Origin of the sequence: Sorangium sp. So ce1335 (assembly GCF_051521615.1) — a bacterium.
In the GTDB taxonomy this organism is placed as follows: domain Bacteria; phylum Myxococcota_A; class Polyangia; order Polyangiales; family Polyangiaceae; genus Sorangium.
The window spans coordinates 8087394-8101548 of sequence record NZ_CP150363.1; the positions used below are offsets into that span (position 1 = coordinate 8087394).

Below are 14155 nucleotides of genomic sequence, written 5' to 3' on the forward strand. Positions count from 1 at the left end.
GCACCTGCATCGCCGCGCCCCGGGCGGTGTAAAAATCGCGCGGCGCGCGGCGATCGAGCGCTGCGCCGTGAGCCACCCCCTTCGCGTCCGGGTGACCGAGGTCACGTCCGGGTGTCGTCCAGCCGCGCGAGCACGTCGCGCAGCGACCCGAGCTGCGCGTCGGCGCCGGTGAAGTTCGACGGCGCGGTGAGCGGCGACGGGACCACCCAGCACGTCAGGCCTGCCGCCTTGGCCGAGCGGAGCCCGCGCTCGGAGTCCTCGATGACGAGGACGTCCTCCGCGGCGAGCCCGAGCCGCTCGCGAGCGACGGTGTACGGCTCGGGATCGGGCTTGGCGCGCGCGTACTGCTCGCGCGTGAGCGCGAACTCGAACCACCGGAGGAGGCCCGTGGTCGCGTGCGCGCGGTGGAAGGGCTCGGGCTTGCTGCTCGTGACGATGGCCATGCGGAAGCGCGCGCCGAGCGCGGCGACGACCTCGCGCGCGCCGGGCAGCAGGGGGTCGCTGCTCGCGATGAGCTCGAGGTAGCGGCGATCCCTCGCGTCGGCCAGGGCCCGCAGCCCGGCCTCGTCGACGCCGCGGGCGCTGGCGAGGTGCCAGGCGCCGCGCGACTCGACGAGGAACAGCCGGCGGTAGTCCTCGACGGTCAGCGCGACCCCGACCGACGCGATCGTCTCGCGCGTGGCCTGGAAGTAGAGACCTTCGGTGTCGACGAGGACGCCGTCGTTGTCCCAGAGGATGGCCTTGAACACGGCGGGAGCCTTCGTAGCGTCGCCCCTCCGCGCCGGCAAGCGCGCGGCGGATGAGCGAGGCGGGAGAGGCTAGGCGTCGAGCGAGCGCCGCTCCTCGAGGAGGCGATGGCGGGCGAGGACGAACGAGGGCACGACGAAGGCGCCCGTCACGGCGACGACGATCGGCGGGAGCATGAAGAGGGTCGCGCCCGGGATCAAGCTCGCGAGCGTCGCGTAGCCGAGCGCGCGCAGGGCGCCCGGCGGAGGATCGGCGACGAGGACGCGCGTCGGCGTCTCGTGGAGCCTCCGCGCGTAGCGGAAGGCCAGGTACGCGACGACGACGTGCACGTGGCCCACGATGCCCAGGCTCATGCGGATCCAGCGGTCGAAGAGCTCGATCCGCGCGCTCCACTCGAGGGACCCGCCGAGGGCCACGCAGTAAACGGCGAAGTGCAGCGTGAGCGGCGCGAGCACCGCGAAGCCGGCGAGCGGGAGCGCGACGCTGCGGCGCTCCTCCGCGTCGATCATGGCGCGCACGCGCGCCTCGGGCGCGGCGGCCTCGAGCCGCGCGCGGTCTGCGTGCACGTCGCCGCTGCGCTCGACCTCGCGCGAGAGCGCGCGCTGGAGGCGCGCGACGGCGAGCCGACGGCCCGCGACGTACGCGAGAGCGGCCATCGCCCACGCGCCGAGCAGCGCCGTCGTGGCGATGCCGAAATGGAGGGCGCCGACGATGGACGGCGCGGTCGCCGCTGCGCCCACGGCGACGAGGGCGGCGCCGCCCAGGGCGACCTGGCCGGCGAGCGACCGGGCCGCGCGGCGGACATAGATCCGCCCGAGTCGCCCCTGAATGGCCTCGATGCGCTCTCGGTGGCCCGCGAGGAGCGACTCGATATGGTAACGGGCGACGTCCTCATCGTTTCGGTACGTGGCTTTCATGGCGGGTTCCCTCTCGGCCCGGTGAATGACGTGAATGACGTGAATGACGTGAATGACGTGAATGACGTGAACGACGCGAATGGCGTGAACGACGGCAGACCTCGGCGGCCTCCCGGGCCCTTCGCTCCGTCCGTTCAGCAAGGCCGATGCCGGCTGGAAAGGCCGTGATTTCAGCGGCTTTGGCTGGCCTGGCCCCCGTCGCCGCCCAGCCGGTGGGCGATCCATGTCCACGCCGTGGACAGCCGCACGGGCGCGTGGACTCGCAACGCCCAGGACATCACGCGGACCGCGCCGAGGTCGCGATTCCCTGCCCGTCGCCGGCGAGCGAGAGGCGAGGTATCGTCGATCGCGCAGCACAAAGTTCGTGACTTCGCCGCCGGAGGTGGTGATAGCCTCCCTCAAGGTGGATTTTTACCAGACGCATCCACCGAGGCGGTGCTCCCATGGGTGACAAATCTCCGAAGGCCAAAGAGCGACAGAAGAAGCAGGACGCGGCGGAGAAGAACCAGAAGAAGGCAGCCGCGACCGCCAAGGCGTCGCCGGCTCCGGCCGCGCCCGCGAAGAAGGGCAAGTAGCCAGTCCCGACGCCGCCGCGCGCGGCGCCTCTCCCACCTTCCTGGCGCGGCGGCCTCGCGCTACAAGGCCCGAGCCGTGCGATCCACGCCCCTCCAGACCGTCGCGCCGCCGCTCGCCGCGCTCGTCCTTCTGCTCGCGCTCTGGGAGGCGCTCGCCCGCGCCCTGAGCATCCCGGCCTACCTCCTGCCGCCGCCCTCGGACGTGGCGCGCGCGGGCGCGGGCGACGCCGCCACCCTGCTCGCCGGCGCCCTCACGACGGCGAAGGCCGCGCTCGCCGGCTTCTGCCTCAGCGCCGCTGTCGGCGTGCTCGCGGCGATCGCGCTCGCCTCATCGCGCCCGCTCGAGCGGGCGCTCTATCCGTACACCGTCTTCCTCCAGACCGTCCCGATCGTCGCCATCGCCCCGCTGCTCGTGCTCTGGTGCGGGCCCGGCCTGCGCGCGGTCGCTGTCTCGGCGTTCATCGTCTCCGTGTTCCCGGTCATCGCGAACACGCTCACCGGCCTGCGCTCCGTCGAGCCCGCGCTGCGCGACCTCTTCCGGCTCTACGGCGCACGGCGCCTCGCCACGCTCCGCAAGCTCGAGCTGCCGTCGGCGCTCCCCCACATCGTGACGGGGCTCCGGATCGCGGCGGGCCTCGCCGTCATCGGCGCCATCGTCGGGGAGTTCGTCGCCGGCTTCTCGGAGGACGCCGCCGGCCTCGGCATCCTGGTGCTCTCGGCGTACCGCCAGCTTCGCACCGACCTGCTCTTCGCCGCCGTGCTGCTCGCCTCCGGGCTCGGCCTCGCGCTGTTCGGCGCCGTCGACCTCGCCGGCAAGCGGCTCTTGCGGCGCTGGCATCCTTCGGAGATCAATCGCTGATGCACTCCACCGACAGTCGCCGGCTGTTCCTCCAGCGCCTCGCCTCGCTCGTCGCCGTCCCCCTCCTCGCCCCGGCCTGCTCGCGCTCGCAGGCCCCGGAAGGCGACGGGCGCGCCCCGGCCGCCTCCGCCGCCTCCGCGCCGGCCACGCCTGCCCAGGGCGCGCCCGGCGCGCCGGCGGACGGCGCGCCGGCGGCGAAGGTGAAGCTCGCCCTCAACTGGGTCCCGGAGCCCGAGTTCGGCGGGTTCTACGCCGCGCGCGAGTCGGGCGCGTACGCGAAGGAGGGGCTCGACGTCGAGATCCTCGGCGGCGGCGCCGGCGTGCCGGTCGTCCAGATGGTGGCCGGCGGGCAGGTCGACTTCGGCCTCTCCGGCGCCGACGAGGTGCTCACCGCCCGCGCCCGCGGGGCGGACGTGCTCCCGCTGTTCGCCGTGTTCCAGACCTCGCCGCAGGCCATCATGACCCACGAGAGCCGCGGCGCGAAGGGCATCGCCGACGTCCTCAAGTCGGGCACGCTCGCCATCGAGCCGGGGCTGCCGTACGCCGCGTACCTCAAGAAGAAGTACGGCTTCGACAAGGTGAAGGTCGTGCCGTACGACGGCGGCGTCGCGCGCTTCGTCGCCGACAAGGACTTCTCGCAGCAGTGCTTCATCACCGCCGAGCCGATCGCGGCGAGGCGCAAGGGGAGCGATCCCGCCACGTTCCTCGTGGCCGACGAGGGGTTCAACCCGTACGTCGTGGTGGTGATCACGCGCGCGGCGCTCTGGAAGGAGAACCCGGAGCGCGTCCGCGCGTTCATCCGCGCGACGCGGGAGGGCTGGCGCGCGTACCTCCAGGACCCCGCCCGGGCCAACGCGGTCATGGCGAAGCTCAACACGTCGATGGACGCGGAGACCTTCGTCGCCGCGGCGGAGGCGCAGCGGCCGCTCATCGAGACCGCGGAGGTCAAGGAGAAGGGGCTCGGCGTGATGACCCGCGAGCGCTGGGAGACGCTGGCGAAGCAGCTCGTGGATCTCGGCGTGCTCGAGAAGTCGCCGCCGATCGACGAGCTGCTCGTCGCCGCGCAGTGATCGAGGCAGCGGGCGGGCGGCGCGGGGAGCGCGGGCGAGGGATCCCGCCGCGCGAATTCGTCTAGAATGCGGCCCGCGCCGTCGCGCGCCCACGGCGCTGCCGCGCCACAACCCAGGGAAGAACGCCTTCATGGCTTTCACGCATCGACGCCGGGCCAGCCGGCTCCCGTTCGCCTCGCTGCCGATCGCGGCGGCGTACGTGGCCGCCGCCGTCGCCGGCGCCGTCGCCTCCGGCGCGTGCGGCGACGAGTTCACGGTCCGCCCGCCGGGCGCGACGTCGACGAGCTCGAGCGCCGGCGGCGGCGGCGGCAGCGGCGGCAGCGGCGGCAGCGGCGGCAGCGGCGGCGGGTGCCCGGGCGGCGAGGTGGCGTGCGACGGGGCGTGCGTCGACGTGATGACGGACGCGGAGCACTGCGGCGCGTGCGACGTCGCCTGCTCGACGTTCGGCGGCGCGCCGAGCTGCCTCGCCGGCGTCTGCCAGTCGCCGGCGTGCGAGGCGAACCGCGGCGACTGCGACAAGGATCCGGAGAACGGCTGCGAGGTGGACGTCCTGACGAGCACCGCGCACTGCGGGAGCTGCGACAAGCCGTGCAGCGGCCAGTGCGTGCAGGGCGCGTGCGTCGTGCCGAAGCACATCGCGGCCGGCACGGACTACACGTGCGCGGTGCTCAGCGACGGCACGGTCTGGTGCTGGGGCAGGAACACCTGGGGCAACCTCGGCGACGGCACGCTCCAGCAAGATCGGCCGCTCCCGCGGCAGGTGATCGGCCTCAGCGGCGCCGAGAGGGTCGCGGCGAGCCTCTCGTCGGCGCGCACGCACACCTGCGCGGTGCTGACGGACGGCGGGGTGGCCTGCTGGGGCGCGGGCAACAGCGGGCAGCTCGGCGATGGCGAGGCAGAGAACGCCCTCACCCCGGTGCTCGCGCGGGACCTCACGGGCGCGACGCAGGTCGCCGTCGGCGGGACCCACACGTGCGCGGTGACGGCATCGCACGCGCTCTGGTGCTGGGGCGAGGGCAGCTCCGGCCAGCTCGGGTACGGCGACGAGGCCGATGTGTTCGTGCCCGCGGTGGTCCTCGGCGACGTGGCGTCGGTGAGCGCCGGGCTCTCGCACACCTGCGCGGGCAGGACCGAGCGGGAGGGCAAGCGCGTGAGCTGCTGGGGCTATAACCAGGACGGCCAGCTCGGGGTCGGCGGCTTCCAGTCCGTGGCCGTCCCGACGGCCGTGCAGGGCCTCACCAGCGTCGCGCTGACGGCGGCGGGCGCCTTGCACACCTGCGCTGCGCCGGCGCAGGGCGTGGCGTCCTGCTGGGGCAAGGGGGCGCAGTACCGCCTCGGCACGGGCGTCGTGAACACCGAGGCGGTGCCGCGGCAGATCCCCGAGCTCGTGGACGTGCGCTGGCTCGCGCTCGGCGCGAGGCACTCCGGCGCGGTGCTGGCCAGCGGCGAGGCGCTCCTGTGGGGCGACAACGCGAAGGGGCAGCTCGGCAACGGGACGCAGGATACCGGCTTCACCCCGCAGCCGATCGGGCTGGCCGACGTCGTCGAGCTGGCGCTCGGCGACGACCACGGCTGCGCGCTCAAGCGCACGGGCGAGATGCTCTGCTGGGGCGACAACCGGAACGGCGAGCTGGGCGACGGGACCGTCGAGGCGCGGCTGCTGCCGACGCCCGTCGCCTGGCCGGCGCGGCAGTAAGTATTGCCCGAGGACGATGTCACAACCGGGGCGGCCACCTCGTCCTGTCGCCGAGCCCCGGCTCCGGGGCGGGAGGCGTTCATGGACGAGAGGAAGCAGAGCGGGCACAAGGTCCCCGTCGCGCCCGGGTCGTGGTGATCGGCGGCGGGTACGCGGGCGTGGCGGCGGCGCTCCGGATCGCCGGCAAGGCGGCGCGGCGGCGCGTGCCGGTGTCGGTCGCGCTGGTGAACCCGTCGCCGCTCTTCGTCGAGCGGATCCGGTTGCACGAGCTCGCCGCCGGCAGGGCGCCGCGCCGGCTCGAGCTCGCGCGGCTCCTCGGGGCGCGCAGGGTCGAGCTCGTGGTCGGCCGGGCCCGAAGGATCGACGCGGCGGCGCGGGCGGTCGAGGTGGAGCTCGCCGGCGAGGAGGCGGCGCTGGCGGCGGACGCGCAGGGCGCCGCCGCGGCCGACGCGGCGGCGAGGACGCGGCGGCTCGACTACGACGCGCTCGTGTACGCGCCGGGCAGCGCCGCCGCCCCGGAGATCGTGCCCGGCGGCGGCGAGCACGCGCTCTCGGTGGCGGACGCCGCGAGCGCGCTGGCGCTGCGCGATCGGCTGCGCGCGGCGCGCCCCGGCGGCACCGTCGCCGTTGTCGGCGGCGGGCTCACCGCGATCGAGGCAGCGGCGGAGATCGCCGAGGCGTTCCCCGCGCTGCGCGTCGCGCTCGTGACGCGCGGGCGCGTCGGCGAGGGGCTGTCCGAGCGCGGGCGCGCGTACGTCGCCCGGGCGCTCCGCGAGCTCGGCGTGACGACCCTCGAGCGCACACGCGCGAGCCGGGTCGACGCGCATGGCCTCCTCGTCGCCCCCGAGGGCGGCGAGGCGGCCGCGCGCGGCGCCGGTGCGGTCGAGCGGGCGGCGTCGCCGGAGCGCTTCGCCGCCGACCTCGTCGTCCTCGCCGCGGGCTTCCGGCCGGCCGCGCTCGCCGGGAGCTCAGGGCTCGCCACCGTCGCCGGAGGACGGCTCGCCGTCGACCGGCGGCTCCGCGCGCCCGCGCACCCGGAGATCTGGGGCGCCGGCGACGCCGCGGCCGCGCTCGACGGCGACGGCGCGCCGCTCCGCATGGGGTGCGCCACCGCGTTGCCGCAGGCGGCGTACGCGGCGGACAGCGTCGTCGCCGCCCTGGCCGGCGACGCGCCGCCGCCGCCGTTCCGCTTCGCGTTCGCCGTCCAGTGCATCAGCCTCGGCCGGCGGCGCGGGCTCATCCAGCGCGTCGATCCGAGGGACCGCCCCATCGAGCGCGCGCTCACCGGCCGCGTCGGCGCGTGGGTGAAGGAGCTCGTCTGCCGCTACACGATCGCGGCGCTCCGCTTCGAGCAGCTCCGCCCGCACCGCGGCGGCTCGCCCGCGCAGGCGCCGCGGCCGCGCCGCGCCCTCGACGCCGGGGACGGCGAGCGGCTCCCGTCCGGCGCGGCAACATGAGCGCCGCGGCGGGGGTGAGCGCCGAGTGCTTCACGGCGCACCGGCGGTCGCTGTTCGGCCTGGCCTACCGGATGCTCGGCAGCGCGGCCGAGGCCGAGGACGTGGTCCAGGAGGCCTACCTGCGCGCGCGCGCCGCCGCGGAGCCGCCCGACGCGCCGGCGGCGTACCTCGCCACGATCGTGACGCGCCTGTGCCTCGACGTGCTCAAGTCAGCGCGCGCGCGGCGCGAGACGTACGTGGGGCCGTGGCTCCCCGAGCCCGTGGCGACCGCCGATCTGCTCGACGGGGCCGCGGCGGAGTACCCCGGCGCGCTCGGAGGCGTGGAGAGCCCGGCGGCGCGCATGGATCGGGTCGAGTCGATCTCGATGGCGTTCCTCGTCGTGCTCGAGAGCCTGTCGCCGCTCGAGCGGGCCGCGCTGATCCTGCGCGACGTGTTCGACTGGGAGTTCGGCGCCATCGCGGCGGCGCTCGGCCGCTCGCCCGCGGCGTGCCGTCAGCTCGTGCACCGGGCGCGCGATCACGTGGCCGCGCGCCAGCCGAGGTTCCGCGCGACGGAGGCCGAGCGCCAGCGTCTGTTCGGGGCGTTCCTCGAGGCCGCGGCGCGCGGCGACGCCGGCGCGCTCGCCGCGATGCTCGCCGAGGGCGCGAGCGCGACGCCCGACTCCGGCGGCAAGGCCAGCGCGGCGCGCCGGGTGCTGAGCGGCCGCGAGCGCGTCACGCGCTACTTCATCGGCCTCTTCCAGAAGGGCGCTGGCGCGACCACCCGGATCGCGTCGGTCAACGGCGGGCCTGCGCTCCTCGTCTACGAGGGGACACGGCTCGTGACCGCGATGGGCCTGGACGTCTCGCCCGCCGGCGTCGACGCGGTCTGGATCATGCGCAATCCCGACAAGCTGGCCAGGCTCGGGGCGGCGCTCCCGCTCTCCTGATCGGCCGACGCGCGCGCGAGATCGCGCCGGCGCCCGGCGCGGTCGCGCCGGTGCGCCGAGCCCGCGGCCGGCGACAAGCACCGTTCCGCGCGCGCTTCAATGACGATCCATGAAAGGGCGGCCCCCGCCTGTTACAAACGAATGTCAACAACCGAGCAACAAGCGCGCCGCCGCGCGCTCCAGCAGGGTGTCGATACGCGATCCGACAAGGACGCAGGCTGGAGGCCAGGCGACAGGACACCGCAATTCACGGGCACGAACCGCGCGCGCCGACATCCTCGTGGGGTTTTCGCGAGCCAGGGTGATTTGTCTCGACAGTTAACTAACTCATTGGCATATACTCCCACCCTCACGAACACAGCTTGAGCTTGATGAGGCGAGACACTCGCACCTTGGCCTCCAACAACGTTCATTTCGGCAACCCCGGTCCGCGCACCGCGGACACAGGAGGGATCGATGCTGCATTCCGTGATGTCAAAACTGTCGCACTCCAGCGGAAAGGGGCTTGTTCAAGGCGCCCTGGTGCTCCTCTCCGCCACCTCGATGCTGATCGCGCATCCGGCTCCGGCAGAGGGGAGCGGCCACGGCGGGATCCGGACATTCGCCAGGACCCCGGCCGATCCCGGGTTCCCTGAGGGGATCGCGGTCCACGGCAATCGCGTCTACGTGTCTGGCCCGGCGACCTTCGGCACCGCGGGCAAGGGCCCGTCGAAGATCTTCGTGTATGGCACGAACAGCGAGGACCTGAAGAGCACGATCACGGTCGCGGGCGAGGCGCTCGACGCCGAGCATGCGCTGAGCTGCATCGCGGTCGACGGCCCGGGTCGGGTCTACGCGCTCAGCACGCAGCTCGGGCTGCTGCGCTTCACGAGGGCTGGACACACCTATGTCCAGGAGAGCTATGGCGCTCCGCTGCCGGACCTGCCGACGTGCGCGGCGGCCGCGCCCGGAGAGGCGTGCTCGCCGACGCCCATCGATCTACCGCCGATCCCGAACGATATCGCCTTCGACGAAGACGGCTATGCCTACGTGACAGACTCGTTCCAGGCGACGATCTTCCGCTATGCGCCCGGAGGCGGGGCGCCGGAGATCTGGTTCCAGAGCGAGGCGCTCGCCGGGGGAGGACCCCAGCCGTTCGGCGCGAACGGGATCCGGCTCGACCCGATGCGCGAGCACGTCTACGTCGCGGTGACCTTCTCGCTGGCGGATCCGAGCGTGGGGGCCATCTACCGGATCCCGCTCGTCGAGGCGCCGGAGGAGGCCGATCTGGAGCTGGTCCACGAGTACGCCGGCGGCCAGGCGCCCGACGGGTTCGCGTTCGGCAAGTCGGGGAAGCTGTATGTGACGCTCGCCGGCGCCAACGCGATCTCGGTGCTCGATGAGGACGGGGGCGAGGCGTCGCGCATCGAGAGCTCCCCGTGCGACGAGATTCCCCTCGACGCCCCCGCCAACGTCGCCTTCAACGACGCGAAGGACACGCTGCTCATCGTCAATCACGCGCTCCTCAGCGGGAACCCGGACAACTTCGCGGTGCTCAAGGTCCGCGTCGGCGACGAGGCGGATCCGCTCGAGAAGCCGTGGCTCCCCTGAAGCTCCCCTGACGCGCCGCCCGCGAGCGCGTGAGCTCGCGAACGGCGGCGGCTTCGCCGGAGGGACGGCGGCCCGCCCTCAGGCGAGGCCGCCGCGCCGGCGCACGATCCAGTGCGCGCCGAGCGCCACGGCCGCCGCCAGCGTCCAGGCCCACGGGGGCAGGAGCGGCGCGACGTGACGCTCGGCCGCCACCTGCGTCGCGGCCGGCAGCGGCAGCGAGCCGGCGGCCGACGGCAGGACCGACGCGCCGCCCGTCGCACGGGCGATCTCCTCGAGGCGGGCGACGTCGGGGCGCGGATCGGCCCACTCGTCGCCGCCGCGCTCGCACGCGAAATCGCGCCGCGTCGTCGCCCCCTTCACGTCGCCGGCGGCGCCCTCCGCAGGGACGATCTCCACCGTGGCCGCATAGCCGCCGGGCTCGAAGCGGCCGGCCGCGAGCTCGACCGGCTCGCCGCCATCGCCGACGCGGGCCTTGAGCGTGCGCACGACCGTGCCGCTGCCGAGGCGCGCGATCGTCACCCGGGCCTCGCCCGCCTGGCCGGCGAGCGGGCGCAGCACGAGCGTCGTCTCCTCGCCCGCGAGGCAACCGCCGCGCGCCTCGATCGACGCGGGCTCGAAGCGCGGATCGCGCATGAGCCAGCCGAGCAGGGCGTCCCAGAACGCGCCGTGCGCGCGCCCCGCGGAGCTCGAGGCGAACGCGCTGAACAGCAGGCGGTGGCTGCCGTCGATGGTCAGCGCGATCGTCCGGCCGCTCTCGTGCTCGCCCAGCGCGAGCACCGGCATGGGCGCGCCCGAGGCCGTCGTGCGCGTCGGGTGCGTCATCAGCACCGTCGCCCCGGGCATCGGATCGCCGACGACGTTGGTGCCCGGCATCTCCGGCATCCCGTCGCCGATCAGCGCGAGCAGCGGCGCGAGCACCGGCGCCGCGCGGCCCGCGGCGGTGATGCGCGGCGCGAAGGCGCCGAGATCCACGGCGGGCGAGCGGCCGATGTCGAGGTCGACCGGCAGCACCCGGGCGAGCCGCGTGCGCGCGTAGTTGCCCTGCACGAAGGCGTTCGGGCCGCCCACCATGATGAGCCCCCCGCCCTTGTCGACGTACTGGGCCAGCGCCGGGAGGTGCTTCGTCAGGCCGTACGGCGCGGCGTCGAAGTCCTGGAGGACCACCGCGTCGAAGCTCGACAGGTGGACGCTGAAGAGCTCGTCCACCGGGAAAGGGATCAGCGCGAGCTCGTCGGAGGCCGCGTTCACCTCGTCGCCCGGCGTGCGCAGGATGAAGAACGCCACGACGTCGACCGAGGCGTCAGCCTTGAGCCACATCCGGAGCGCGCGCACGTCGTACGTCGGCCGGCCCGCGACGTGGAGCACGCGGATGCGCTCGCGCGCGACGTCGAGCGCGATGTACCGCACGTCGTTCTCGGGGAGCTCGTCGCCGTCGGGCGCGTCGATCGCGACCTCCAGGATGCGCGTGCCCGCGCGGTCGAGCGTCACGCCGAGCTCGACGGTGCCGACGCCGCCCTCGACGTGCGCCGTGCCCGTCGCGAGCGTCGTGGGCGCGCCCTGCTCGCGCAGCTCGCGGGCCACGACCGGGACCGCGTCGCACTCGAGGCCGCCGCTGCAGCCGATGTCGATACGGAGCGAGAGCGGCTGGTGGGCGACCGCGGCGCCGGAGGTGCGGACCGCGCGGACGCCGGCGTCGCGCACGGACTCGGTGGCCACCGCGACGGTGTGCACCGGGACGTCGAGCCCCTCGAGCGCGGCCCGCGTCGCCGCGGCGGTGTCGTCGGGGCCCGGGCGGTCGAGGCGGCCATCCGAGACGACGACGAACGCCGACGGGCGCTCGTCGGCGGCGCGGGCGAGCGCCTCGAGCGCGGCGCTGAGGTCGGAGCGGCGCTGCGCGCGGGCCCGCGCCGGCGGCGGCGCCGCGGCGGGCGCCGCGGCGCCTGCGTCCGCGCCCCCGGCCGGCGCCGCCGCTGCACCCGAGCCCGGCGCAGCGGTCGCGCCCGGCGCCGCGCTCGCGCCCGGCGCGGGCGCGGCGGACTCGTCCGGCGTCTGAGCGTCGGCCGGGACAGGCGCGCCCTCGCCGAACAGGTAACGCGAGAGCCGCACGTCGGCGCGCTTGCCGAGCTCGGCGAGCGCCTGCTCGGCGCTGTCGCGGCGGGTGCCCGCGACGCCGGGCAGGTCCATGGATCGGGAGCCGTCGACGAGCACCACGACCTTCGGGCCGACGAGGCTGCCGCGCGAGGTGACGGCGACCGGGCGGAGGATGGCGGCGAGCAGGCCGAGCACCGCGAGCGCGCCCGTGAGCGCCGTGCCGAGCGCCGCGCGCGCGGACACGGCGCCCGCCCCGGAGGCGGCGCGTCCGCGCGCGCGGACGAGCTCGAGCACGAGCAGCCCGAAGCTCAGCGCCGCGACGACGCACGCGACGGCGACGAGCGGCGAGGAGAGATCGCCCGAGGGCGCGAAGCTCCGGGTCACGGCCGCTCCGGGGGTACGGGAGCAGGAGGGAACGAGGGAGACGAGGGACGCCCGCCGGCCGCGCCGGAGCGGGAGAGCAACAGCGCGAGAAGCGAGTCGAGGGCGCGCGGCACGGGCCGGAGCCTAGTACATCGAGGCGGGGAGTCCCACCCCGGCGCTCACTCGGCACATCGGGGCCGCTTGTCCCAGCAAAGCGCCGTCTCTGCGACCGTCGGACGACCCTGGACAGGCCGGTCAGCAACCTTGAAACATCGAGAGCGCTCCGCGTACGCTCGGTTACCTGGCCCATGGTGCGCGAAGAGCTGGGTGAGACGGAGGCGGATCGGTTGAGGGCAGAGAACGCGGCGCTGCGCGCCCGCGTCGAGGCCCTGGAGAAGGCGCTGGCGAGCCGGTCCGACGGCCGCGCGCCGGATCCGGACCGCGCCGCGGCGCGCGACGTGGCCGACGGCGCGACGCCGGTGCGCCAGCTGGACGGCGCGACGCCGCTACGCGTCCTCGACGGCGCCGCGCCGACAGGCGCGCAGAACGGCGCCGCGCCGACAGGCGCGCAGAACGGCGCCGCGCCGACAGGCGCGCAGAACGGCGCCGCGCCGACAGGCGCGCAGAACGGCGCCGCGCCGGATGCGGGCGGGGACGCCGCGCCCGAGTGGCTGCCGACGGCGGTGCCGGCGGTCGTCTACTGGCGGCCGGACGGCACGGTGACGCGCTGGAACGACGCCGCGGAGCGCCTGTTCGGCTGGCGCGCGAGCGAGGCGGTCGGCCGCAAGCTGGCCGATCTCGTGGCCGCGGACCCCGTGCCCCCCGGGGCGGTGCGGGAGTTCAACTTCGCCCGCCTGGAGAGCCGGTTCGCCACGAGGACGAGCGAGAGCAGGACGAAGGAAGGGCACGCGCTCGTCTGCCGGTGGTCGTACGCCGTGCTCCGCGACGATCGCGGCGAGGCGAGCGAGATCGCGGCGATCGTCGACGACACGAGCGACCGCCGGCGACGAGAGCAGACGGTGCAGGGGCGGTACCAGATGCTCCTGCAGCTCGTGGACAACGCGCTCAGCAACATCTTCATCAAGGACATCGCCGGGCGCTACGTCTTCGCCAACCGCGCGCACGCGCAGGCGATGGAGATGCACGTCATCGAGATCATCGGCAGGGATGAGATCGAGCTGAGCACCCTGGAACGCGGGGTCGCCGAGATGCTCGTGGCGAAAGAGCGAGAGGTGATCGCGGGCGGGAAGGTGATGCAGTTCGAGGAGGTGGTGCCGGTCGACGGCGTTCACCATCATTTTTTCACGGTCAAATTCCCGATCCACGACGAGCGCGGCGAGCCGATCGGCCTGGGCGGCATCGTGACGGAGATCACGACGCTGCGGCGCACGGAGGCCGAGCGGGCCGCGCTGCAGGAGGAGATCATCGCCGCGCAGCAGGCCGCCCTCCGGGAGCTGTCCACGCCGCTCATCCCGCTCGCCGATCGGGTGGTGGCGATGCCGCTGGTGGGGGCGATCGACGGCGCGCGCGCGGAGCTCATCATGGAGACGCTGCTGGCCGGCATCAGCAGCCAGAGCGCTCACACCGCCATCCTCGACATCACCGGCGTGCGCTCGGTCGACACGCTCGTCGCCAACGCGCTGACGCGGACGGCGCGCGCGGCCCAGCTCCTCGGCACGCGCGTGGTGCTGACCGGCGTCCGCCCCGAGGTGGCGCAGACGCTCGTCACGCTCGGCGTGGACCTCTCCGGCATCACGACGCTGAGCACGCTCCAGAGCGGCATCGCCTACGCGCTCCGTCACGCCGGGCGGTAGCTCGCGTGTCGGGAGCCCGGTTGTCCCTGGATTCATGAGAGAGGGAA

Annotated in this window: 11 protein-coding genes; 8 read left to right on the plus strand and 3 right to left on the minus strand. The window is 74.6% G+C overall.

Annotated features, from left to right (window positions below; translation table 11 throughout):
• Positions 1 to 101 precede the first annotated feature (101 nt).
• Both WMF24_RS29715 and WMF24_RS29720 read right to left on the minus strand, forming a co-directional pair.
• On the minus strand, positions 102 to 749 hold the full coding sequence (locus WMF24_RS29715) for an HAD family hydrolase (protein ID WP_437730791.1): 648 nt from the start codon (positions 747 to 749) through the stop codon (positions 102 to 104).
• Positions 750 to 818: 69 nt separating this feature from the next.
• The gene (locus WMF24_RS29720) at positions 819 to 1664 is read right to left on the minus strand and encodes a hypothetical protein (protein ID WP_437730792.1); all 846 of its coding nucleotides are present in this window, start codon (positions 1662 to 1664) and stop codon (positions 819 to 821) included.
• A gap of 443 nt (positions 1665 to 2107) precedes the next feature.
• On the opposite strand from WMF24_RS29720, the gene WMF24_RS29725 reads away from it, so the two are divergent.
• From WMF24_RS29725 to WMF24_RS29755, 7 genes are all read left to right on the plus strand, one after another.
• A complete protein-coding gene (locus WMF24_RS29725) occupies positions 2108 to 2239 on the plus strand; it encodes a hypothetical protein (protein WP_437630619.1) in 132 nt (43 codons plus the stop codon).
• A gap of 76 nt (positions 2240 to 2315) precedes the next feature.
• The gene (locus WMF24_RS29730) at positions 2316 to 3098 is read left to right on the plus strand and encodes an ABC transporter permease (RefSeq protein WP_437730793.1); all 783 of its coding nucleotides are present in this window, start codon (positions 2316 to 2318) and stop codon (positions 3096 to 3098) included.
• On the plus strand, positions 3098 to 4168 hold the full coding sequence (locus tag WMF24_RS29735) for an ABC transporter substrate-binding protein (protein ID WP_437730794.1): 1071 nt from the start codon (positions 3098 to 3100) through the stop codon (positions 4166 to 4168). Before WMF24_RS29730 ends, WMF24_RS29735 begins: the two co-directional genes overlap by 1 nt.
• A gap of 130 nt (positions 4169 to 4298) precedes the next feature.
• Positions 4299 to 5864, plus strand: coding sequence for a hypothetical protein (locus WMF24_RS29740; RefSeq protein ID WP_437730795.1), 1566 nt, complete (start codon positions 4299 to 4301; stop codon positions 5862 to 5864).
• Between the two features lie 131 nt (positions 5865 to 5995).
• Positions 5996 to 7321, plus strand: coding sequence for an FAD-dependent oxidoreductase (locus WMF24_RS29745; protein ID WP_437730796.1), 1326 nt, complete (start codon positions 5996 to 5998; stop codon positions 7319 to 7321).
• Positions 7318 to 8250: an RNA polymerase sigma factor SigJ gene (gene sigJ, locus WMF24_RS29750; protein WP_437730797.1), complete on the plus strand. Its 933-nt coding sequence runs from the start codon at positions 7318 to 7320 to the stop codon at positions 8248 to 8250. The genes WMF24_RS29745 and sigJ overlap by 4 nt, the downstream gene beginning before the upstream one ends.
• A 456-nt stretch (positions 8251 to 8706) precedes the next feature.
• Positions 8707 to 9840, plus strand: coding sequence for an SMP-30/gluconolactonase/LRE family protein (locus tag WMF24_RS29755; RefSeq protein ID WP_437730798.1), 1134 nt, complete (start codon positions 8707 to 8709; stop codon positions 9838 to 9840).
• A gap of 78 nt (positions 9841 to 9918) precedes the next feature.
• On the opposite strand, the gene WMF24_RS29760 is transcribed toward WMF24_RS29755, so the two are convergent.
• Positions 9919 to 12315: a glutamine amidotransferase gene (locus WMF24_RS29760; RefSeq protein WP_437730799.1), complete on the minus strand. Its 2397-nt coding sequence runs from the start codon at positions 12313 to 12315 to the stop codon at positions 9919 to 9921.
• 326 nt (positions 12316 to 12641) lie between these two features.
• Between WMF24_RS29760 and WMF24_RS29765 the strand changes: the two genes are divergently transcribed.
• Entirely contained in the window at positions 12642 to 14108 is a 1467-nt protein-coding gene (locus tag WMF24_RS29765; protein WP_437730800.1) for a PAS domain-containing protein, read from the plus strand.
• Positions 14109 to 14155 lie beyond the last annotated feature (47 nt).